We start from the raw sequence: 23,450 nt of genomic DNA, 5'->3' as shown, positions 1-23,450 counted from the left end.
TCGCCGCGCCGCAGCGGCAACCAAGCTTGAAGGCATGCTGTTCATCGCGCCCTGGCTGCTCGGCTGTCTCGTCTTTCTCGTATTTCCGCTCGGCTTCTCGCTGTACATGAGCTTTCACAGCGTGCAGATTTTGCCGACGCGGATCGCGACCAAGTTTGTCGGCTTCGACTACTATCGGGAGATTTTGTTTTCCAGCTCGGTGCTGTACGAGAATCTGTTTCCTTTTTTGCGCGAGATGGCGGTGATGATTCCGGTTATTCTCGTCTTCGCCCTGATGATCGCGATATTTTTGAATCAGCGCTTTTGGGGCCGCTCGTTTTTCCGCGCCGTCTTTTTTCTGCCCGTCATTTTCACGACCGGCTATGTGGTGACCGAGTTCGTCAACCAGGGTCAAGGCAGTCTCGGCTTTTTGGAGAACGCCCGTTTTTCCGGCTATCTGGACATGTTCCTCGGCAGCGGCGGCTGGGGAGAGGCCGTCAAAAACGTGCTCAACCGCTTCGTGCTGATTCTCTGGTATTCCGGCGTGCAAATTTTGATTTTTCTGGCGGGCAGACAGACGATCTCGCCGTCGGCCTACGAGGCGGCCCGGATCGACGGCGCTTCGCCGTGGGACGTATTTTGGAAGATCACGCTGCCCGCGATGACGCCCTTCCTGTTTCTCAATCTGATCTACACCGTCATCGACATGTTCACGTTTCCGTTCAACCCTATCATTCAACTGATCGCGATGAAAAACTACGGCTACAACTCCGCGCTGGCCTGGATTTATTTTGTCATTATTCTGATCGTGCTCGGCCTGTTCGTCGCGCTGTTCGCCAGAATCGTCAGGTCTCGCCCGAAAATGGAGTAGGAGGTGATCAAGGTGAAGCTTCAACAGGCTAAACTCGTTCCGAGGCGGTTGGCGGCGCGGCGCGAATGGCTGGAACGCATCAAGTATTGGATCGTCGGCCAGGAGGCCAACCGCGGCCTTATTTTCCGGATCGCGCTGTACGTCATTTTGCTGTCGACGGCCTACATTTATATTAATCCGATTTTGTACATGCTCGTGACGATGGTGAAAAGTGAGAAGGACCTGCTCGATCCGACCGTGCAATGGGTTCCGAGCCATCTGTACGGGGGGCATCTGAATGCGGCGTATGCGTCGCTCAAGTACGGCACCTCGTTTGCGATCAGCATGGGCGTGGCGGTCGTCAGCGCCATTTTTCACTGTCTTTCCTGCGCGGTCGCGGGCTTCGCCTTCGCCCGGCTGCAGTTTCCGTTCAAGCGCACGATGTTTTTTATGCTGCTGGTCGCGCTGATCGTGCCGCCCCAGGTGACCATCCTGCCGATGATTATCGCCTACAACCAGCTTGGCTTTCACAATTCGGTGATCGCGCTGGTCGTGCCGTCGCTGTTCGGCTTCGGGGTGAAGGGGCCACTGTTCGTCTTGATTTACCGCCAGTTTTTCGCCTCGCAGCCCAAGGAGCTGGAGGAGGCCGCGCGAATGGAGGGAGCGGGCGCCTGGAAAATTTTCATTCGCGTCATGCTGCCCGTCGCCAAGCCGGCGGCCCTGGTCGTGCTGCTCTTCTCGTTCGTCTGGACGTGGAACGATTCGTATCTGCCCAACATGTTCATGACGACGGCGCAAAATGTGCCGCTGGCCAGTCAAATGTCCAGACTCGACCAGGTCATCGAGACGATGCTGACCACAGGTCAGGCGCCGCTCTATTATTTTGAGCCGATCAAGATGGCCGCCAGCTTTCTTTCGATTTTGCCGCCGCTGCTGCTGTATTTTCTGGCGCAGCGCTGGTTTACGGAGAGCGTGGAGCGAACGGGACTGGTCGAGTAGAGCGGGCCGTGCGGCACGGGGGAGGGGCAGCGGAGAATGCACATTTTAATCGTAGAAGACGAGCCGAAAATTAGAGATGTGATGAAGGCATACTTCCAACTGGAAGGCTGGACGACCGCGTGTACCGGCAACGGCGACGAGGCGCTGTCGATGTTTTATGCCGGCGGCTTCGACCTCATTATCCTCGATCTGATGATCGACGGCTTGCAGGGCGAGGAGCTGTGCCGGCGCATCCGCGAGCATTCGGCGGTCCCGCTCATCATGGTCACCTCCAAATCGAGGGAGCAGGATGTGATCGAAGGGCTGCATCTGGGAGCGGATCATTATGTGGTCAAGCCGTTCAGGGTCAAGGAGCTGATCGCCCAGATTCATGCCCTGCTGCGCAGAGCCCGGAGCGCCCAGGAGTCGGATACGCCGGCGCGTCAGCGCCGGTCGTTCAACAAGGGCGACCTGGTGTTCGACGCGGGCAAGCATGAGGTGCTGCTGAACAGGCGGCAGATTCATCTGACGACGACCGAATTCCGCACGCTGTCCGAGCTGATCCACAAGGGCGGCAAGCTGGTGACGCGCGAGGAGCTGTCGGAGGCCGTGCTCGGCTACAGGTTCCTCAACGACGGGCGGGCGATCGACGTGCATATTAAAAATTTGCGCAAAAAAATCGAGAAGGATCCTAAAAATCCGGTGTACATCGTGACGCAGATCGGCGCGGGCTACAAGTTCGGCGTCAAGCCGGACGAGGTGCAGACGTGAGCCGGCGCGGGGGACGCCTCAGATTCCGCTGGGCGGTATCCGCCGTCATTATCGCGGTGGCGGGCAGCCTGACGATCGGCTGGTATGTGTGGAGCCAGCGGCAGCTCGCGACGCGCATGTCCGAGTACGAGCAGGGGCTGCTGAGAGAGACCGCGCTGCTCTTCGCAGACCGGGCCAAGGACCGGCAGCTCGGGCGCAGCGCGCTGACGGAGGAGGACCGGGCCTGGCTGCAAAAGGAATGCACGCTGAACGGCCTCAACGTGCGGCTGCTGGAGGGCGGCGACGAGCGGCGGGAGCTGTTCGCATCGGCGGCGCCGTCCATTCTGCGGGAGACCCGCGAGGAGCCGGTCCCGCTCATCTATGACGGCGAGCTGGCCGGCTATCTCGAAGTGTCGTACGCGCAGGGGCACAATCAGAGTCTGTCCTGGCAGCGGCTGCAGCGCAGTCTGCACATACGCTGGACCCAGCTCGCGGTACTGCTGGCGATTATCGTCGCGCTCGGCCTGTGGGCCGGGCGCAGGCTGGCCGCCGGCATCGAGCGGCTCGGCAGCTCGGCGGAGCAACTGCGCCTCGGCGAGCCGCCCGTGGCGATGCCGCCCAGCGCGATCGCCGAGCTGGCGCAGTTGTCGGGCGCGATCGACCGCCTGCAGCTCGAGCTGGACGGCCAGGAGACGATCCGCGTGCAACTGCTGCAGGATCTGACGCATGAGCTGCGGACGCCGATCACCTCGCTCTTGATGGAGCTGGAGGCGATGATGGACGGCGTCTACGAGGCGACGCCGGAGCGGCTCGCCGAAATTTACGAGGAGCTGGAGCGTCTGACCCGGCTCGTGCGGCAGATGGAGCAGTTGTTCGAGGCGGAGGGTGCGCGGTATGCGCTGCAGATCGATCAGCACGATATGCTGCAATTGATGAAGACCGTGCACCGCAACTTCGGACCGATCGCCGCAGAGAAGGGCGTGCGGCTGGCGCTGGCGCTGCCGCTCGTGCCGTGCGCCGCCGAGGTGGATGCCGACCGCGTCATCCAGATCGTCTCCAATCTGCTGAGCAATGCCGTGAAGTTCACGCCGGCCGGGGCCAAGGTCGAGCTGTCGCTGGACTGCGGCGCGGACTTCGTGGACATCGGCGTGGCGGATGAAGGGATCGGCATTGCCGAGGCGGAGCAGGGCCGCATCTTCGAGCGGTTCTATCGTGCGGAGCGGTTCAAGCCGGCCCGCATCGAAGGCATGGGCGTCGGCCTCGCCATCGTGAAGGCGCTCGTCGAGGCGCATGACGGGGCGATCGCGGTCGACAGCCGCCGGGGGGAGGGCGCGCGCTTTCGCGTGCGGCTCCCGGTACGCTACAAGGCGGGCGCCCCCGCCAAACCATCTTCATGAATGCCAAGGAGGTATTTTCATGTGGAGTCTCATCGATCAGCGGCAGACGGAGGAGCATCGCTTTCACCAGCATGTGCAGGTGCCGAACCTTCATTTTCAAATGAACGGCGTACATGTGGACGTCCACTGGGTGGCCAAGGTGCCGAGCGATCAGGTCTGGCATTACGGCAGGCATAGCCACAACAGCATGGAGCTGCATATCGTGCCCGAGGGCGAATGCTCGCTCTGGGTCGACGGCAAGGACGAGCCCGTGGTGGTCGGCGGCGGCCAACTGTACCTGATCCCGCCCGGCATCGCTCACGCTCAGAAAAGCAGCGCCAGCCGGCCCGCGCTGGAGTACGGGCTGAATTGCAGCCTGCGGATGGACGCCGCGGCGCAGTTGAACCATGCGGAGGAGGCTGCCTGGTTCCAATATGTGCAAAGCTGCCGCGAAGTTCGCGTGGCGCAGGACACATACCGCGTCGCGGAATGCTTTCAGCGGATTTTCCGCGAGGCCGGGGAAAGAGGGCTGGGCTATCGTCTCGCGATCCAGCTCCAAATCTATCAGATTCTGATCGGCTCGATCCGCGCGCTGGCGGAGCAATCGGGCAGCGCCGCAGCCGAGGGCAAGCGGGAGCGCGAGGATACCCGCATCCGCCGGATCGACCAGATTATTCGCAGCCGGCTGTCGGGCAATCTGACGCTGCGCGAGCTGTCCGAGCTGGTGTTCATGAGCGAACGCCAGCTCGCGCGCACGGTGCTTCAGGCCCGCAACCTGTCGGTCCATCAGTATATTTTGGAGCTGAAGCTCGAGAAGGCGATCGTCGAGCTGGCCACGGAGCGCAAAATTCACGAGATCGCCGACTCGCTCGGTTTCTCCAGCAGCCAGCACTTCACCCGCCTGTTCAAGCGGAAGTACGGCTTGCTGCCCAGCGAGTATCAGCAGTTGCAGACGGACAAGATCGGATAACTTGAGCGACGGAGTGAGCGGCATGAGCAAGGAACGGGACATCTGGCAGTGGGAATCCGAGCGGCAGCGGTGGCGGTTCGAAAAGACGGAGGCGGGCTGGGGGCTGGCCGAAGCCGCCGTCCGCGACGGGGAGGCGTGGCTGACAGTATTGACGGGACCGGGTCTATGGTCGCGGCAGGGAGAGAGGCAGTGGGCGGACGCGCTGGAATGGCGCGAGACGGCAGAGGGCGGCACGCTTAGGCTGACGGCGGCGGATTGGGCGATGAAGCTGGACTTCAGCCGGTCGTCGGCATGGGTCGAGCGGGAAACGAGCTGGCGCGCCGCGGCCGACGCCGTATTTGCGGCGGATATGACATGGACGACGGCGGCGGACGGCGGGTTCGTCGAGCAGGGCATCATCGCGACCCATGAGACCTCGGTCGAGGCGTATCGCTTGCCCTATGCCTTCCCGGCGATCGTCTCGAAGCTGCGGGGCGTGCGCGAGGCGGATGCCGCGGTGCTGGTCGACCGCTATGCCTCGAACCCGGCGCTCGGCATCGCCGTGCGTCAGCGCGACGCTGCGACGGGCGGATATGCGATCGGCATCCGGCTGGACGGCGAGGGCATATCCGGGCAGAGTGCGTCGCCGCACCCCGCCTGTCTAAAGGAGTCGCTGCTGCTGCAGCCCGGCGGCGGCACCTCCTTTTACGAGCTGCTCGGCAGCGTCGCGGCGCGCTATCGCCGCCTGCACCCGCTGCCGGCGGCGCTGTTGGGCGGCCCGCCGACCGGCCGGCTGCCGCATTATGAGGCGGCGGCGCGCGGGCTGACGCGTCAACTGCTCGATCCGCGCGCCGCCTGGCAGGACGGCATGGGCAGCTTCGTCCCATACGGCTACCAGGTCGGCGGGTACAATGCCTCCGAGTCGTTTGTGGCGATGGACGTATTGAAGGGCATGCAGCGCTATGCCGCCTGGCTCGACGATGTATCGCTGCGCGCATTCGTCGACGAGCAGCTTGACCGGTTCGCGGCGAAGCGCGGCGACGAGAGCTGGATCGGGAGGGCGCACGGGACGGACGGATTTTTCCGCTACTCGTGGTTCGGGTCCTTCAACAATGACAACGACGGCCATGAGGAAGCGCCGAACAGCCTGAGCACCTGGAAATATTACGACCGGGTCGCGATCTTCGGCGAGCTGGCGCTGCTGCGGGGCGACGAGCGGATGCGGGAAGCATTCCTGCGGATGATGCCGTTTCTGCTGAAGCTGCGCTATGACGGCTACCGACAGGCCGTTACCTACGATCTGACGACGCATCTGCCCTTGACGGGAACCAAGGGCGGAGGCAGCGGAGGCGCCGCCGCGATGTGGGGCTACATCATGCTGCTGGCGGCCGAGCTGTCGTTTGACGCGCCGGAGCGGCGCGACGAATTTCTGGGGCATGGGCTCGCTTCGCTGCGGGTGGCGGCCTCGCTCGGCTATTTTCAGATGTTCAGCATGCGGGCCGCGCCCAAGGGAGTCGCCTTCGGCTGGGCGACGAGAGCTTTTTCCAAGGCGTACGAGCTGACCGGCGACGAGACGTGGCTGCGCGCCGCCGGCCAAGTGTCGCTCGGGCTGCTGGCCCACTTTTACCAGGATACGAACCCGTATACGTACTTTCCGGCCTATGGCTTCGGCTATGCCTGCGCGCGCGAGCGCTGGGAGGCGTATCGGGAGATGGCCGAGTCGCTGTGGCTGGCCGCGCCGCTGCTGAAATATGCGTCCGACGAGCGGCTGGCCGAGCTGCTGCTGACGGCCAGGCGGACGCATCTGTGGTGCCTGCCGATCAACGGCAACCCCTACGGCAACCAGGCCGCACCCTATGATTCTGTGGACGGCTCGTACATTCCCTTTGAGTTTCCGACGCATCATCAGGGCGACAATTACTGTGAGCACGGCAACGGCGGGCAGTCCCGCATCCGGCAGACCAAGGAAATCTACGGCTCGGGCGAGGTGTACATGCAGCATCAGATGTTCGAGGCGTGGGCGACGGTCGCGGACCCGGGCGTGCTGATCGTCAATCCGGATGCGGTGAGCGCCAGGTTTTCGGCGGACGAGCAGACCTTTTATTTGTTCAACGGCTACGAGAAGGAGCGCTCCTTTGTCGTGCGGTTCACGACCTGCGGTCCCGGCGTCTATACGCTGCGGGAGAGCGACGGGGCGGAGCGGCGTTATGCGCCGGAGCAACTGGCGAGCGGAATCCGCTGCCGATTGGCCGGTCGCGGGCATCGCTGGCTGCGGCTGCGGAGGCTGGATGCGGAGGCAGGAGTGGCTGCGGTTGGGGCGGCTGTGGCTGCGCAGGAGCTGCCTGCGGTGCGGGAGCTGCCTGCGATGCGGGAGCTGCCTGCGATGCGGGAGCTGCCTGCGATGCAGACGCTGCGGCCGCATACGCCGGAGCTGCGGATCGCGCGGCAGCTCGGGGCGTTGTGGACGCTGAGCTGGGACGTACCCGGCGCCGGCGAGCCGCCGGTCAGCCATTATGCGGTGTACCGCCGTGCGCTGGACGGCGCGCCGGGACCGGAGGCGTGGACGGCGGCGGATCTGCTCGCCATCGTGGACGGCGCAGGTGCAGACGCAGGCGCGGCTGCGGCCGGAACGAACGGCGCGGCGGATCGCGCAGGCGTTGCGACTGACGCGGACGGCGGCGCCGTGAGCTGCACGGCGCTGGTCGAGGCGGCGCGGACGTATCGGTTCGGGCTGATCGCCGTCTCCGCCGACGGCGTTGCCGGCGAAGCGAGTAACGTGCAGGCGACAGCGCCTGTGCATCGGCACGGCTGGCTGGAGACGTATCGCAGCGCGGCGGCGTGGGAGGCGAGCGGCGCGGAGCTGCAGAGCGACGGCTTTATGGCGATCGTGCAGCAGCCTTATTTGACGAGGGAGAGCGGCGGCACTTTGCGGCGGCGGATTCCGCTCCGCATAGCCGATTATCCTTATTTTGAGCTTGCTCTGGCATCCGTCAACACCGGTGCGGTCTGGGGGCTGACGCTGGAGGCGGGCGGCCAAGCATGGCCGATACAGCAGGCTGCCGAAGCGACGGGCGTACATCTGTACGACCTGCGGGAGCTGCTCCCGGCCGCTGCGGCCGGTTGGACGGAGGCCGAGCTTGTGTTCGAGATCGGCGGCCATAATCGTTCGCTGGCGATCTCGTATATGCGCCTGTTCGCGGCAACGGCCTGGCCGTCCGACGATTGGCCCGCTGCGGTCGGCGAGGCCGGCGACTGGCGGCTGCACAATGCCGAGCCGCTGCAGTGCGAGCGGGGCATACGCTTCGCCCCGCTCGGTGCGGACGCCTGTGCAAGCCGCATCTGCTTGCTGCCGCTGGACGAGTACGGAGACCTGATCGTCGACCTGCGGGGCAAGGACCCGGCGGCGAAGTGGCGGCTCACAGTCAGGCGGGCGGACGGCGACGGTGCGGCCGATGCAGACGATGCGGCCGAGATCGAGCTGGTCCTGCCCGAGGAGCTGGCCGAGGGCGGCCGCCAATACGAGCGCCGCAAGGAAGGCGCGTTTCTGTTCGACCTGGCGGCAATTACCGGCTGGCAGGGCGTGCGGGCCTTCGAGCTGCGCCTTTACTTCGACGGTCCGCTGACGCTGCACACGCTGTATGCGGCGTTCGACCACAGCTATCCGCTTCAACACCATTGAGACGAGGAGACCGACAGATGGAAAACACTATTAAGCTCGCGGCAACACGATATGCGGGCAACCCGATTTTAAAGCCGGCCGACGTAACGCCGCTGCTGCCAGGCTTCGAGGTGATCGGCGTGTTCAACGCCGGCGTCATCCGGCATGAGGACGAGATCGTGCTCGTGCTGCGCGTGGCGGAGCGGCCTGTCCAGCACGATGCGGAGCGCTATTTGTACCCGATCGTCGACGGTCAGACGGGCGAGGTGCGGATCGAGTCGATCTCCCGTAAGACCGAAGGCGCGGATTTTTCGGATTCGCGGGAGATCCGCACGCCTGACGGGCTGTACCTCACCTCTATTTCGTATTTGCGGATCGCCCGCAGCCGCGACGGGCTTCATTTCGAGGTCGAGGCTCGGGCGGCGCTGTTCCCGGCGAACGAATACGAGGTATACGGGATTGAGGATTGCAGGGTTACTCGGCTAGGGGATGAGTATTACCTGAACTACAGCGCCTGCGCGCCGATCGGGATTACGACGGCACTAGCCGTGACGCGCGATTTTCGCAGCTTCGAACGGCTGGGCATTATTTTTCATCCGGACAACAAGGATGTCACGATATTTCCGGACCGTATCGGCGGCCGCTACTATGCGCTGCATCGTCCGTCGGCGTCGAGATTCGGGCAGCCGGAAATATGGCTGGCGGAGTCGCCGGATCTGCGCTGCTGGGGAGATCACCGGCATCTGCTCGGCTGCCGCGAGGGTACCTGGGAGAGCACCCGGATCGGCGCCAGCGCCGTTCCTTTTCTGACGGACAAGGGCTGGCTCGAGATCTACCACGGCGCCGACGAGAGCAATCGCTATTGTCTGGGCGCGGTGCTGCTGGAGGCCGACCGGCCCTGGGTGGTCAAGCATCGCTGCGATCGTCCGATTTTGACGCCGGAGGCGGATTACGAGACGACAGGCTTTTTCGGCAACGTCGTGTTCGCCTGCGGTGCGCTGTGCGAGGAAGGAACGATCAAGCTCTATTACGGCGCTGCGGACACCTCGATCGGCTATGCGGAGATTGTGCTTGAGGAGCTATGGGCCTTTATGGGCGTCTGAGCGGAGCGAAGGATTTTAATTGCGCACATTCTGTCCGTTTTATGTCCTTCGGTTGTCTCGTTTATGCATGTCCAAGCGGATTTTTGCTTGTCATAATAAGCATGTAAGGGATTTCATTTATCGACAGAGGGGGATTTTTCTCATGAATCAACGCAAAAAATCGATATCATGGACCGTCGTGATGACGCTGCTGATGACGCTGCTGCTGTCCGCATGCGGCGGCAACAGCAACAACGGCGCATCGTCGTCGCCGAGTCTGTCGGCCTCCGCGCCGGCTTCCTCGGATGCAGGGGCGACGCAAAGCGCGGACGCGTCTTCGTCCGATTGGGGAATGGACAAGCCGATCACGCTGCTGATGTATCATTCGGACCCGGATTATGCCAAAAAAATGTTCGATAAAGTGCACGAGAAGTTTCCGAACGTGACGCTGGACTATGTGGGCGGCAATATCGAGGACGTCGTCGCTGCGGGCCAGGTGCCGGATCTCATCGTCTCCGGCAGCCCTGCGGACATCCCGAAGCTGCAAAAACTCGACCTGCTTGCGCCGCTGGACGGCATGATCGGCTCCCACGGCTTGGTTTTGTCGACGATCCGCGACAATATGATCGATTTTTACCGAAGCTACGGCGCAGACAACAAGCTCTACATGCTGCCGTTCGATCTGGCGACCTGGGGCTTGTATTACAACAAAAAAATATTCGATAAATTCGGCGTCGCCTATCCGCAAGACGGCATGACCTGGGATCAGGTGCTGGACATCGCCGAACAACTGACCCGCACGGAGGACGGCGTGCAGTACATCGGTCTCTCTCCGGGCCCGATTCAGAAGATGATCAGTCAGACCGGGTTCGGCTATGTCGATCCGGTGTCGAACAAGCCGGTCATCGCGGACAGCCCCGAGATGCGCAAGGTGATGGAGCTGCTGCAGCGCATGATCCAGATCCCCGGCAGTTTGCCGAAGGAAAAGCCATACGACTGGTTTATGGCCCAGCAGTGGAGCGGCGGCGGCGACTTCGTCAGCACGCAAAATGTCGCCATGACGTTCACCTGGAACAATGTGGCGCCGTACGCCAAGCTGGAGCAGGAAAACGGGCTGTCCTGGGATGTGGCGAGCTGGCCGATTTTCGGCGGTGACTTCCCGGCGGTCGGTCCCGAGGCGGACGGACAGAGCATGGGCATCAGCAAGCATAGCAAAAACCAGGATGCCGCGTTCGAGGTGCTCAAGTACATTTTGAGCGAGGAGTTCCAGAGCAACTATATCCCGCTCTCCGGCAAGGCATCGTCGCTGAATGTGCCGGCCCTGGACGAGGAATTCAAGAAGCTCGCGCCGGACAAGCATCTGCAAGCATACATCGCCAATCCGTCGGCCAAGTCCAATCTGACCGCGCACAGCAAGTATGAGCGCGATACGTGGGTGGCGGTCGACAAGGGCATCGAGCTGCTGATCGGCGGGACGGACCTCAACACGGTCATGACCAAGATGCAGGAAGCGGCCGAACTGGCGATCCAGGAGGCCAAAAAGACCGAATAAAACAGCGCGTTGGCTAAGGCGGGGGCATCCGATATCGATCGTGCGGAGCGCCCCCGCTTGCCATATACACTATATGTTCAAAGGAGGCGTGTTATTGTATGAAAATAAAATCTTGGCTGTCCGGTCTGCTGGCCGCCACTTGCATATTCGGCAGCGCTGTCATTGTGCCGCCGAGCCATACTGCATCGGCCGCGACGATCGGCTCGGTCGACATGGCCGGAGATGCCGGCTTCGACAGCGACAGTCTGGCCGATTCGAGCGCCACGCAGTACCGCTGGCTCAGCTACCCCGGATCGCGGCTCAGTCTCAATGCGAATCAGGCTGCCGATGTCAAGGCGCCCGCCGGCCCGATCGACAGCAGGCTCAGCCTCGGCTTGGGCGGCTGGTTCGGGACGAGCGCCAAAAATCTCAATGAGATCATCCGTACGGAGATCGCCTCGCCCGGCGGCAGCGCCGCGTCCGCGACGACCCGCTCGACAACCTGGTATCCGTACAAGATTGCCTTCAATGCCTCCTATGCCGCGCCCTCCGGCACATCGCTGAGCGGCTACGACTTCATGAAGGATGACAATTCTACCGTTATGCGCGTCGTGCAGGTGACGGCCTCGGCTGCCAACGATGTCGTTCTGACGGGGAAAATAACGGGCTCCGGCGGCGGCCAGTGGATCGGCGGCACGGACAAGGTCATCCTCGTATCGGACAGCGCCTACTACTACGCGATCCACTTCGTCAGTCTGAGCGGGACCGGCCTGACGCCGGTCGAGCTGAACGAGACCGCCACCATCGCAAGCGGTGAGTGGACGTTCCGCAAGTCGTTCGCCGGCTCCGGCAATCTGGCGGCCGCCATCGGCATCGCATCCGCCTCGGAGGGCAGCGCGGCGGCGATCGCACGCGCGAAGGGCGCGTTCTCCCAAAATGTAACGACGACGCTGGCCGATGTGAAGGGCAATATGGACGGCCTGCTGCAGCGCGTGCCCGCGCCGGCGAACTGGGGCATCTCCGGCATCGACGCCAAGGGCGTAACGGCGCAGCAGCACGAGAAGTTTTACTACTCTTCGTGGGCATTTATCGTGCAAAGTCTGGTCAAGTCGCTGCCGGAAAATGCCTCCGCCTATCCGTATCCGCAGATGATGACGGGCAAGCCGTCGCTCTGGAACGTGGGCGCCTCGGCGAATCCGGGGACCGCGCAGTGGGAGAGCGCCTTCGGCTATCAGATGCTGAGCTTCATCGATCCGTCGAACGCCTGGCAGGCGTACAAGGGGCTGATCTCCGTCGTCAATGCGAGCGGGATGATCGGCGGGGAGTCGCTGCCGACCCGGCTGGCGGAGACGGCGTGGATCTTGTATGAAAATACGGGCAGCACGACCGAGCTGGCCGCTATTTACCCGAATCTGAAGAAGTTTATGGATTGGGCGGAGGACAATCCGCGCTGGATCTGCTGCGGGCATGACATTCCCGAGGAGAAGGATTTCGAATTCGTCGCCTCCTGGCTGTTCGACGCCGACTTTATGATCAAGATTGCGAACGAGCTGGGCAACACCTCCGATGCGTCCATGTGGCAGAGCAAGCGCAGCGCCATGCTGGACAGCCTGCAAAACTGGTTTTTTACCGACCCTACGGTTATCTATCATGTCAACTACACGTACCCGAACCAGGCGCCGATCTATGCGGTGGGCAACGATATGTTCAAGCTGTCCGCGCTGTCGATCGACGGCCTCACCGCAGCGCAGCTCGCGGCGCTGAAGAGCAATTATATGAGCATTCATCGTCCCGACGACGACTTGAACAATTTCCCGTATCACAAATACCCCGACGCGAGTCTGATCGTGTACGGCTTGCTCAATCACGGCGGGAACGTGCAGGCGCGGGAGCTGGCCGCCTCCTCGCTGCGGGACGCGATCCGGGCCAAGGAGCTGGGCGAGGCGATCGTGCCGACCGGCAGCGGCATCGCGATCTCGAGCGTCGTGCCGAGCCTGTTCACCGCGATCCAGGGCGTCGAGTTCACCTGGCTGCTGAACGGCGCGCGCCTCGACTCGGGCAAGCTGACCGCCTTCAGCTTCGACACTTCGTCGCTGGCGGTGCCGAATTCGCCGGACGCGCTGCCGACGCTGGAGGACTTCAAGGATATTAGCGACTGGTCGAATCCGTACAATTCGTCGTTCAGCGCTCTTGGAGGGGCGGGCCTGTTCCGGTTCATCGACAAGGCGGGCGGCTCGTACGGATATGCGCAAAAAAGCTTCTCTTACAACATCGACGAGAATCCGAAGCTGACGATCAAGGTCGACCAGGTGTACGGCAGCGCGCAGTGGGCGCTCAAAGTGAGCGACGGCGGCGGGGATATTACGCTGCAAAGCGATACCGCCCGGACAGGCGAGCTGACCTACGATCTGAAGGCTGCGACAGGGTGGAGCGGCGTCAAAGCGTACACGCTCAAGCTGTACCTGATCAACGGAGACATCAAGGTATCCGGCATCGCGGCGCTGCAATATACGGTGGAGGACTTCAATGATGTGTCCGACTGGAGCCGCACCTGGCAGGCCGGCATCGCGTCTTCGGCGGGCGTAGCGACCTTGACGAGCAGCGGCGCCTACGGCAGTGCCAAAAAAGCGGTGAGCTACTCGGTGGACGAGTATCCGAAGCTGAAAATTAAAGTGCCGTCGGTCGGCAGCGGCAGTCAATGGGCGCTCAAGGTGAACGACGGCAGCGGCGATATCACCCTGCAAGCCGATACGTCTCTGAACGGGGAGCTGGTGTACGATCTGAAAGCGGCGACGGGCTGGAGCGGGACCAAGTCGTTTGACCTCGTGCTGTATGTGATCGGCGGCGCGGGCAAGTCGGTCCAACTGGACTATATCAATCTGCCGGACAAGCAGGTTGAGGACTTCTCTACCGTCTCGGACTGGAATCAGACGTCCGGTGCGACCATCTCTGCGTCGGCGGGCATCGCGACCGTGACGGCCGGCAGCGGCGGAAGCGGCTATGTGGGCCGCGCGCTGGCCTACGACACGGGGAGATACGACCAGTTAAAAGTGAAGGTGACGGAGGTCGGAGCGGGGGCGCAATGGTCGCTGGTCGTGAACGACGGCAGCGGCGATGTGACGCTCCAGGCCGGCACGAGCCTGACCGGGACCTTCACCTACTCGCTTGCCTCGCTCGCAGACTGGCACGATCAGCACACCTTCACCGCCAAGCTCGTCGTCCAGGGCGGCAGCGGCAAATATATCAAGGTAGACGAGCTTGCCATCGCGGACTGAATGGGCCAAGCGGCAAGCAAAAATAAACGCCTGGTGTCGCCGCTCATTTCCGTTGACGGAAGTGAGCGGCGATTTTGAGTTCCTCGCGAGATGATCGGGCATGCCGCTGAAGAGATCGCCAATATTGCCGATTCCAAGCGCGCCATAATTTTAGATTTTAAAGTGATTGCGTTTGCGTTGCTGATCTCAAATCTATTTTTGCTCCAGTAGCTCCAGCATTTTGAGCAGCATCACGACCGCTTCCGAACGCGTGGCCGTGTCGTTCGGAACAAATTTGTTGCCGCCGCGGCCGTTCGCGATACCGAGCTTGCGAATGGCTTCGACTGCGTCCCTGGCCCACGCCGGAATATCTTCGTCATCCGCGAAGCCGGTTGTCGTATTTACGCTGCGAGGCAGCTTTAATGCTCTGGCAATCATGGACGCCATCTCCGCGCGCGTAATCCGCTTGTCCGGCCGGAAGCTCCCGTCCTCGTACCCATCGACGATTTCCATTTGCAGGGTGAGCGCGACCGCCCGTTTGGCCCACTGACCGATCTGCCCGTTGTCTGTGAACGGCAACGGAGCGCCTTGTCCGTCCAGGCTCAGAGCGCCTACCAGCATAACTGTAAACTCCGCGCGCGTGACCGCGTTGTCGGGCTTGAACGTTCCGTTCGGATACCCGCCGACGATTTTTTTCGCCACCGCTTGCTTGATGCTGTCTTCGGCCCAGTGTCCGCCAATGTCGGCAAATTCAACGAGCGGGGCAGCCGGCTTAGCAGGCTCTCGATGAATAATCAGCTTATATGCCTGCTGGGTGCCGTTCTCCGCGTGCACGGTCAATACGAGCAGATTATCGCCATCCGTTAGATCGACTTTGATGCTGTCTGTAAGGACGCTGCCGTTCAAATTCACGCTAGACCTGGCATCTGCTGCTGTCGCCACGATTGAGACCTGATCAGCTTCCGTCTGCGCTGTATATGCCGTCGTTCCCGGGGCGAACGACGGGCTCAGCTTCAATGGTTGGACCGCTCCCCATACTTGCAGATCCGCCAGGTTGGCGTTGCCGGATAATGCGTACCCGCCACCGGCCGACGAGCGGGCTGTCGTGGCTCGTCCGCTGAGCGCTGCGCTGTCGTTGCCCGCCGCATCGAACGCCACAATCTTGAACGTATACGTCGTATTGTCCGTCAGCTCTTGGACGGTGGCTCCATAGACGCTGCCGCTTACCGTTTCGCGTTCGTGGTCGTCGACATAGATCCGATAGCCGCTCACGCCCGCATTATCCGTCGCGCTCGGCCAAGACAGCTTCGCTGTCGTCGGTGTTGCAGCCGCTATCGTCAGCTCGCTGCCGTCCGGCCAACGCGGCGCTTCGCTGTCCGGTTTACGCTTCACGTTGATCGTGTAGGTCGTTTGTTCCAGCTGATCTTCTGCCGTGACAAGCATTTTTATTGAATTATTCCCGACCGCAAGCGGTTGAACGCTGCCGCCGACCACTTCATAGGCTGCCGCTGCATCATAGGTTGTCGCCGTGACCGTCAATCGCTCTGTATCATATGGCACATCAAGGGTATAGGTAAAAATATCGGACTGAAACCCCCGGAGCGGCGTATCGTCCAGGTAAATGCCGTTTAATCGCGCATTTGTATTTTTGAGTACGACGACGCTTAGCGCTGCTTGCAGTGCTTCCGGATTGCGAACATGCTCCGGCAGCTGCAATTGACCAGCCACCTTGTATGTGCCCGCTCGATCCGGATCATAGTCGGTATGCGCCCAATCCCAATTCACATTGACATCCAAGGAAGACTGGTTTTTTATATGCACCCGGACTTGCTCTGGAAAGTGCCGCTTCAAATCATCGAGTGCGATCCCTTTGCCGACCTTGATGTCCTCCGGAGGTACAACCTCGGTTACGGTTGTATAGGGGATGGCGGCTGCAGGCGTGGAAAATCCGCTTTCCTCTCCCTGTGTTACCGATGTCACCGCAAACCAATATCGTTTTCCTGCGGCTAAATGGTTAACGGCATAGGCTGCTTCCGTCACTTCATTATCATTGACAAGCGTCCAATCATGAGGATCAGCCGGCCTATCGTTGCCTTCATACGTGTAGATCCGGTAGGCGTCCACGCCCCTCAGCGGTTCCCATGACAGATTGATTGTCTCTTCCCCGGCGCTTGCCTGCAGCCCGGCAGGGATGGCCGACAAGATGTCGGCATCCGTCAGCTGGACGGTGTGCCATGCCTGAATGAGGCGATCCGCATCCACTTCATAGACAGCCAGATACTGGCCCGCTTGAACATGGGGCATATCCGATCCTAACGTATACATCGTCGCTTCGGCAGGCAGAGCATCCCCGGCCAATGGCCTCGTATTGCCGAGACTGCTCAGTCTGTAAGCGAATGAATGATTGGGCTGACCGGGCACGGCTGTCACCTTCGTGGTGCCGACCGCGCTCCCCGGGCCGATCTGGAAGGCATGCATGTCGGGGGCCGCTTCCCTGACGACGAGCTGGAGCGCTGCCGCAGCGCTGGCCTGGCCGGCATCCGTAGCCGTCAGCTCGATCGTGAAGCTGCCGGATTGCCGGGGCGTGCCTTGCAGCACACCGGTGGCGTCCAGGTTCAAGCCTGCCGGGAGACCGGTCGCCTGCCAGGTCAAACCGCCCGAGGCGCCATCGAATCCGGTGAGCGTGAGGGTGTAGGGAGCATCCTTATTGCCGTTCGGCAATGCAGCTGTCAGAATCGCCGGCCGCAGATACGGATAACCGTCGTTCACGCTCGGATGTATCGCCCAAGTGCGCACGAAGTCCCAGCCCGAATAGGTCGATTGCTGCTTCATCCGAGCTGTCGTATGGCCGAACACTTCGTCCGTCCCTCCAAAGAAAAAGCCGATGCCGTCCGATTGTCCTGTTGCTTCGGTATCGAAATAGGACTTCCGAATATCGGCTCTGATAAAAGTACCGCCCACAACTCCCCCCTGATACCCGGAGCCCTGCAAGCTTACTTTCCCCGTCGCATAGCCTGTATCCATGTCTCCATTAACGATAAAACCAGCGACCCCGCCTGTGTCAACGTATTGGTCTACCGGATTGGCGACGTCTCCTCTTGCATAAACATTGCTGATCGTGCCGTTCCCTAGCGCACCTACCAGTCCGCCGCTTATCTTATTTGGACCATTTCCGCCGATTACGGTTGCGGTGGAAAAGGAGTTCGTAATCGCAGAATTTTGTGCTTCCCCCACCATTCCCCCCGTTATGCCGCTGATGCCGCCAAGCCCCGTCGTCGCATTGACGCCGACTACTTTTCCCTGAACGTAGCAATGATCGACACTGCCGCCACTGAGTTCCCCGATCAGGCCGCCGGTGGCGGTATTTCCGTCACTGGTGAATGTGCCGCCCGCAATATCTACGACGACGCCGACATTTCTGACAACGCCGGAGGATTCGCCGAAGAAGCCGACATATTGCAGGGAGGCGATCGGAATCCGAACACCCGAGACCCGGTAACCTCTTCCGTCAAAGGTGCCGCTAAAGCTTGATTCCCCGTTCCCGCCAAAAGGAATCCAATGATAGCCGGACATATCGATATCGTTCATCAATTGAATGCTGCGCGACAAATATAACGATTGATGCTCATCGATATAGGCAAGCTGCTCCGCAGTGAACACCCGCACCCAACCGTCCGCTTCGGGCGGCGCCGGGTCGGCAGCGGCATGCGCTACAGGGGCCAACGATCCGGTCTGACCTGCCACGGCATACAGGAGCATCGCGATTAAAAAAATAGAAAAACGCTGCATCTTCAAAATCCTCCCACTTCCAGATGAACTGATCTCTACGTTACGATCAACGTAAAGTATAAATGGTAATGGGGGAGATGGAATCTACCGCTGGTTATAGCACGGGTTATAGAAGCTGCCTTATCCCTGCATGGCTTTGCCCTGATTGATGGCTTCTATCCGGTTGGTCACCTGAAGCTTGGTATAAATGTGATTAATATGCGTCTTGACGGTGCCCATCCCGATCCCGAGAGCTTCTGCGATCGCGAGATTATCCAAGCCTTCTGCCATGCAGCGGAAGATGTCGAGCTCCCGCTTGGTCAGCAGCGTCTCCAGCAACATCTCCGCAGGGCGAGGCGCAGCGGTTCCGTCTCCATAGCTGGCTAAAATACGTCGCACGTAGGCGAGCGAGGGGCTGCGCTTGTCGCGAATATTTCCTTTCTGCCGCAAATGGATGTATTCCGTCAACAGCTCTGCGACGGGCTTACCTTTGTCCACAAATACGCGGATATAAAAATCGGGCTCCGCCAGCTGGAGCGCTTCTTCCAGCTTGAGCACCGCTTGCTCCGGCTTGCTCATGCGCCGCAGCAGGACGGCCTGCAGGATCTGGACATCCAAGGCATCCATCGGGCGGTGGTCCTTGATCGCGACGGCCAGCAGCTTCTCCGATAGCGCCCACGCCTCCTTGTACATCCCGCTCTCCGACAATACGTTCAGCAGAAAGGTGTAAACGAACAGCTGATGCACCGATATCGGATCGTCAGCCGACACCTGATAGCGTGCCAACCATTCGCCGGCCGCCGATGAATCCCCCATGTCCAAGCGCAGCGCGGCCCGCTGCGCATCGATGAGGATGAACGCCGTCTCCGCTCGATCGTGCTCGGCATACTGCTTAGCCTTGGCCAACCAGTGCTCCGCCTGTGCCCAGTCCTGTCTGGCTCTGCTTAATCGCGACAGGAACAGGCAAGCGGGGACGTAAACCTTCTCCGGCTGATACGTGATCTGAAGCTGTTCGCGGAGTCCCGCCCGCAAGTAAGGCTCCGCCCGATCCAATTCATTGCGTTCGTACAGCCATTCTCCATAACATACCGTCACAGCCTCCTGCAAACCCATCGTCGCCATAAATTCGATCATGCTGCTGAAAAACGGTTCTGCCACTTCACTGGGCAGATGCCTGCCGCGTTTGCCATTGTAGGATCGGTACACGGAAGGAATCAGCGGCATTTGCGGAGCGGCAAAAATAAGATCCGTGCCGGATGGGTTGTGCTGCAGCGAAAGGCGAATATATTCCAGACCTTTCATTACATCCATATCGTATTGGGTCGCCTTGAAATTCCTCACGTAATACAAGTTGCCCAGATAGCGATTGTTGACTTCCGGCTCCCAGCAGACCGAAGCCGACGCATAGTACCGTTCCGCCAGCTGCAAGTATTTCTCGGCCAGATCGGGCTCATTGTCCCATAGCAGCGAATAGATGTAGGAGAAGTACAGGTAATGATGCTCCTGAAGAAGCGCTTCGGGAATCGCGGACAACCATACCCGAAGTGTGGAAAATTCTCTGCGAATCATCAGGTTTCTCATCTGCTCAAGCAGGCGCAAGGCTTCCGTATAGTGCTGCCCTGCGATGTAATAATCGATCGCGTCTTCCTCGAAGCCTTGCGACTCGCACCATGCTGCCGCGGCATGATACAGACTGCTCGTCCGGTCTGGCGCGTGGCGATGCTGCCGTTTTTGCAGAAACTCTCCAAACAACGGATGGAACCGATACCAGTCCCCTTGTTCATCCAGCGGTACGAGAAAGAGATTAGCGCTAGCCAGTTCCTTCAGCTTCTCCGCGCTTGCCTGCTTGTCCAGCAAGGCATCGCATAGAGGTCCGGTCAGCTTTTTGAGTATCGATACGTTCATCAGAAAAAGTTGGCTTGCCTCGTCCAGTGCCGAAAAAACTTCCTCCAGCAAATATTGCTCGATCTTGCCGCCGGCTCCGGACAGCTTGCCGCCGAAATCCGGTTCCTTCAGACGATAGCGCATCGACAGGGCCGCAAGCCTGAGCCCGGTTACCCAGCCTTCCGTTCGGTTCCAGATTCGCTCCACCTGTTCCCCCGGCATGCGGCGGTCCATGCTGACTTGAAAAAAATCCGTCGTCTCCCGAAGATCGAAGCGCAATTGATCGATATGGAGCTCATTGGTCCAATCCCGGCCGCTCCATCTCGCTCTCGTCCATTGAGGGCCGGTGCGGCTCACAAAGCAAATATGCACAAGCGGCGGCAAGTACTCCAGAAAAAAAGCGATGGACGATTGAATATGCGGGTCCGCGATCTCATGCCAATCATCGAATACCAGCACCAGCCGCTCCGATAGACCGTTCAATTCGTTAATCAATGCGGCAAGGAAGAGCTCGCAGCTCCCGGGACTGAGGGAGGCGGCTGCGGATTGGGTTGTGTCGGACAAGCTGCCCAGCGCTTGCTCGATCGCTTTATTGACATAATGCCAAAAGCGAACGGCGTCGTTATCCTTTGCGTCCAGCGACAGCCATGCGACCGGCAATGTCAGCTGCCTTGCCCAGGCGGCGGTCAGCGTCGTTTTACCGTAGCCGGCAGGCGCTGTGACAAAGGTCGCTTTGCGCTGCAAGCCTTCATTCAATTGCGAGATCAGGCCGGGACGCGGTACGATTTGCGAGGTGGGCAATGGAATATTCAGCTTGGATAAAATCATGGTATGCACGGGCTATAAACCTCCGCTGCGAAGTCTGTCGCTTCAAGTCGTTGCCATTCAATCAATTCGACAAAACGCTAACAAATGCCTGCATTCACGCGCTGCAGGCGTCCGGACGTCGAAAGGTTTTAACGAATTGCAGCGAGAAATAACTTCAACAGAGCGAAGGCATCCTTGCGTTGCTTTTCTGTACATTGATTCAAGGCATCGTTAATAAGTTCCGTTTCATTACTGTTAGTCGGCTGCTTCGAAGATCCAAAGAGAAGTTGATCGGGAGAAAGCTTTAACAGAGAACAAATACTCAGCATCGTTTCGATGGACATCCCTGTTTGGCCGCGTTCGATGTCTGCGCAGAATTTAGGTACGCGGCCTATCCGTTCTGCGAATTGTTCCTGAGAGATATCCAGAGCTTTTCTTCTTGTTCGTACACGTTCGCCTACGGCTTTTTTATCGTACATGTGTATGCCCTCATCAAGCCGGAGTTTTTAGTTCCTATTATGGTGGAGTTTATAATTGACTTTAATGAGTTTTAAAGTTACTGTTTTTAATAGTTATCAGGGTATTTTGTTTTCAGTATTTCCAGATGCGGCTCGACAGATACCCCATCAGATACCCCATCTGGCATGGCTGAATATTGCATGAATATTTGGGCTGGAACGGAGAGATTTGCATGAAGGAATGGACAGAGCAGATCGAAATGGAAAAACAAAAGCTCAATCGTCTTGGAGCTGAATCTCTGGCTCAGGGGATTCCGTTGTCCGAGAACGATGCGCTTCAGGCCCAAAGCAGAAAAGTGGATGAACTCATTGTCCGATTACACGGAAAATCGGCATATAAGCTGAAGTTAGACCAGTGACGAGCGGATTACTGTCATCCAGCGTCGCCTGGACGACGTGTCCTGAGTGATTAGCTTGGCCTCATTTTACGAAAATACAATCCCATCATCCTGCAAAGCTCAATCATGCCTTCTTCAAGTTTTTGATCCTCTAAATAGGAAAAGCTGATTCTCAGATGATTGTACTGTGGCTCACCCGGGTAACATGCCGAACCGGGCAAAAATGATATATTGGACTGCTGTGCCTTTAATAGCAGCTCGTCGGTGTTTCCATTACCGGGCAAAGATACCCAAATGTTCAGGCCGCCCTTGGGCGTTATCCACGTAACGCCTTCAGGTGCATATTTATCTAGCAGTGCGATTGTTCTCTCTCTTCTCATTTCAAGGGCAATGCGCAACTTTTCCAGATGTGTATGCATTCGGGTTGAAGTCAAAAATGGAATCAACGCTTTTTGTGTTAAAAGCGGACTGCCCAGGTCGGCGCAAGACTTTGAGGTTAACAATCGCTGAAGAACGGTCCCATTTGCAACCAGCGCCCCCGTTTTACAACCGGGAGCCAACGCTTTGCTGAACCCTTTTAAATAAATAACATGGCCGCCACGATCCAAGGATTTAATCGTAGGCGGGGGCAGAAGATTATCAAAATAGATCTCATTCCATGAGTCGTCCTCGACAATAAGAAATCCGTTCCTCTGCGCCAGCTCCAATAAATCCATTCTTCTGGCTTCGCTTAAAACCGTACCTGTCGGATTATGGAATGTGGGAATCGTATAGACCACTTTTGGTTTTTTGGTTAAACATACGGACGCCGCGTGCGGTCGCGACTGCCGAAGCTTGGCGCCGTCGGATCGCCGTCGGGACAGCTGGCTGCATTCGAAAAATTTTTCATTCAACGCTCGCCGGTTCCTCAATATGCACCATAATTCTGACCAGATACTCCTCCGGATTTTGCAGCGACATCTCATCCTGCATGTACTCCTCGTAAGCATCGCCGATTACGGCATATTGTTTTTCCGCTATGTGATCAAAAATTTGCGGATAGATTTTATCGGTAGCGCCATAATCCGCCCTGGTGTACGATACCAAGTAACAGCCCTCCGGCATATAGTGCTGCTCCTCGGTATAGGTTGTCATGCGGCTGAACATATGGGACACCGTATCTCCGTCTCTCCTCAGCAGATCCTCCCTTTTAATGATAACGCCATTCGGATATCCGAGTGGCGCATTTTCTTTTTCCAGACGCATCTGAAAATCATCCCAAAGAGCTTCGGGAATGTGGTCCTTGGCTGCATGCACGCGGCAGCTCAGCAGTATAGGTATGCCGGCTTGCCGGATCACCGTCATCTGGTCTGTGCTTACATGAATCGAATGCTCGATCCGCTCTGCCTGTATGCTGAGCATTTGCCGCGTTCGTTCGAGCTTGGCCATCTGCAAACGGATCATCTCCTCCTGCTTGCGCAGCAGCTCAAGCGACCGGGCGGGGGTACGATGGGCCAGATGCTTTCGAATTTCCTCCAGCGGCATGCCGAGCTCTTTGAAAACATGAATCACGCCGATCGTCTCCAGCTGGCTGCGATGGTAATAGCGATAGCCGTTGGCGGCCACCAGTGCCGGCTTGAACAAACCGATACGGTCGTAATAAATCAGCGTTTTGCGCGGAATGTCCGATATTTTGGAAAAAGCGCTAATGGACAGCATATCGGTATGATGCATGACGGCCTCCCCTGC

Annotated in this window: 15 protein-coding genes; 10 read left to right on the top strand and 5 right to left on the bottom strand. The window is 59.4% G+C overall.

Annotated elements, in window-relative coordinates:
- Positions 1-34: 34 nt before the first annotated feature.
- The 9 genes from VQ071_RS13535 (at position 35) to VQ071_RS13495 (ending at position 14,428) form a co-directional block, all read left to right on the top strand.
- Positions 35-850, top strand: coding sequence for a carbohydrate ABC transporter permease (locus VQ071_RS13535; protein WP_340514608.1), 816 nt, complete (start codon positions 35-37; stop codon positions 848-850).
- A 12-nt stretch (positions 851-862) separates the two neighbouring features.
- Positions 863-1,828: a carbohydrate ABC transporter permease gene (locus VQ071_RS13530; RefSeq protein ID WP_340514538.1), complete on the top strand. Its 966-nt coding sequence runs from the start codon at positions 863-865 to the stop codon at positions 1,826-1,828.
- A gap of 36 nt (positions 1,829-1,864) precedes the next feature.
- Positions 1,865-2,578: a response regulator transcription factor gene (locus VQ071_RS13525; RefSeq protein WP_340514537.1), complete on the top strand. Its 714-nt coding sequence runs from the start codon at positions 1,865-1,867 to the stop codon at positions 2,576-2,578.
- Positions 2,575-3,954 carry a sensor histidine kinase gene (locus VQ071_RS13520; protein ID WP_340514536.1) on the top strand — a complete coding sequence of 460 codons (1,380 nt, stop codon included), beginning with the start codon at positions 2,575-2,577 and terminating at the stop codon, positions 3,952-3,954. The genes VQ071_RS13525 and VQ071_RS13520 overlap by 4 nt, the downstream gene beginning before the upstream one ends.
- 19 nt (positions 3,955-3,973) lie before the next feature.
- Positions 3,974-4,903 carry an AraC family transcriptional regulator gene (locus VQ071_RS13515; RefSeq protein ID WP_340514535.1) on the top strand — a complete coding sequence of 310 codons (930 nt, stop codon included), beginning with the start codon at positions 3,974-3,976 and terminating at the stop codon, positions 4,901-4,903.
- Positions 4,904-4,925: 22 nt separating this feature from the next.
- Positions 4,926-8,561 carry a hypothetical protein gene (locus tag VQ071_RS13510; protein ID WP_340514534.1) on the top strand — a complete coding sequence of 1,212 codons (3,636 nt, stop codon included), beginning with the start codon at positions 4,926-4,928 and terminating at the stop codon, positions 8,559-8,561.
- Between the two features lie 17 nt (positions 8,562-8,578).
- Positions 8,579-9,643, top strand: a complete 1,065-nt coding sequence (locus VQ071_RS13505) for a glycoside hydrolase family 130 protein (protein WP_340514533.1) — start codon at positions 8,579-8,581, stop codon at positions 9,641-9,643.
- A 142-nt stretch (positions 9,644-9,785) separates the two neighbouring features.
- Positions 9,786-11,174: an ABC transporter substrate-binding protein gene (locus VQ071_RS13500; protein WP_340514532.1), complete on the top strand. Its 1,389-nt coding sequence runs from the start codon at positions 9,786-9,788 to the stop codon at positions 11,172-11,174.
- Between the two features lie 98 nt (positions 11,175-11,272).
- Entirely contained in the window at positions 11,273-14,428 is a 3,156-nt protein-coding gene (locus VQ071_RS13495; RefSeq protein WP_340514531.1) for a hypothetical protein, read from the top strand.
- 192 nt (positions 14,429-14,620) lie between these two features.
- Here VQ071_RS13495 and VQ071_RS13490 read toward each other — a convergent pair whose 3' ends face one another.
- The 3 genes from VQ071_RS13490 to VQ071_RS13480 all read right to left on the bottom strand — a co-directional run bounded on the left by VQ071_RS13490 (position 14,621) and on the right by VQ071_RS13480 (position 21,345).
- On the bottom strand, positions 14,621-18,196 hold the full coding sequence (locus tag VQ071_RS13490) for an S-layer homology domain-containing protein (RefSeq protein WP_340514529.1): 3,576 nt from the start codon (positions 18,194-18,196) through the stop codon (positions 14,621-14,623).
- A gap of 120 nt (positions 18,197-18,316) precedes the next feature.
- Positions 18,317-20,887 (bottom strand): LuxR C-terminal-related transcriptional regulator, encoded by a 2,571-nt coding sequence (locus VQ071_RS13485; protein WP_340514607.1) that lies wholly within the window; start codon positions 20,885-20,887, stop codon positions 18,317-18,319.
- 128 nt (positions 20,888-21,015) lie between these two features.
- Entirely contained in the window at positions 21,016-21,345 is a 330-nt protein-coding gene (locus VQ071_RS13480; protein WP_340514528.1) for a helix-turn-helix domain-containing protein, read from the bottom strand.
- Positions 21,346-21,557: 212 nt separating this feature from the next.
- Between VQ071_RS13480 and VQ071_RS13475 the strand changes: the two genes are divergently transcribed.
- The gene (locus tag VQ071_RS13475; protein WP_340514527.1) at positions 21,558-21,743 is read left to right on the top strand and encodes an aspartyl-phosphate phosphatase Spo0E family protein; all 186 of its coding nucleotides are present in this window, start codon (positions 21,558-21,560) and stop codon (positions 21,741-21,743) included.
- A 50-nt stretch (positions 21,744-21,793) separates the two neighbouring features.
- Here the strand turns inward: VQ071_RS13475 and VQ071_RS13470 are convergent, their stop codons facing one another.
- Positions 21,794-22,615, bottom strand: coding sequence for an aminotransferase-like domain-containing protein (locus tag VQ071_RS13470; RefSeq protein ID WP_340514525.1), 822 nt, complete (start codon positions 22,613-22,615; stop codon positions 21,794-21,796).
- Positions 22,608-23,420 carry a MerR family transcriptional regulator gene (locus VQ071_RS13465; protein WP_340514606.1) on the bottom strand — a complete coding sequence of 271 codons (813 nt, stop codon included), beginning with the start codon at positions 23,418-23,420 and terminating at the stop codon, positions 22,608-22,610. The genes VQ071_RS13470 and VQ071_RS13465 overlap by 8 nt, the downstream gene beginning before the upstream one ends.
- Positions 23,421-23,450: the final 30 nt, after the last annotated feature.

This window comes from Cohnella sp. 56, from assembly GCF_037963805.1.
In the GTDB taxonomy this organism is placed as follows: domain Bacteria; phylum Bacillota; class Bacilli; order Paenibacillales; family Paenibacillaceae; genus Cohnella.
The sequence above is the reverse complement of the archived record's forward strand: the minus strand, read 5'-3'. Positions and strand labels throughout refer to the sequence as shown.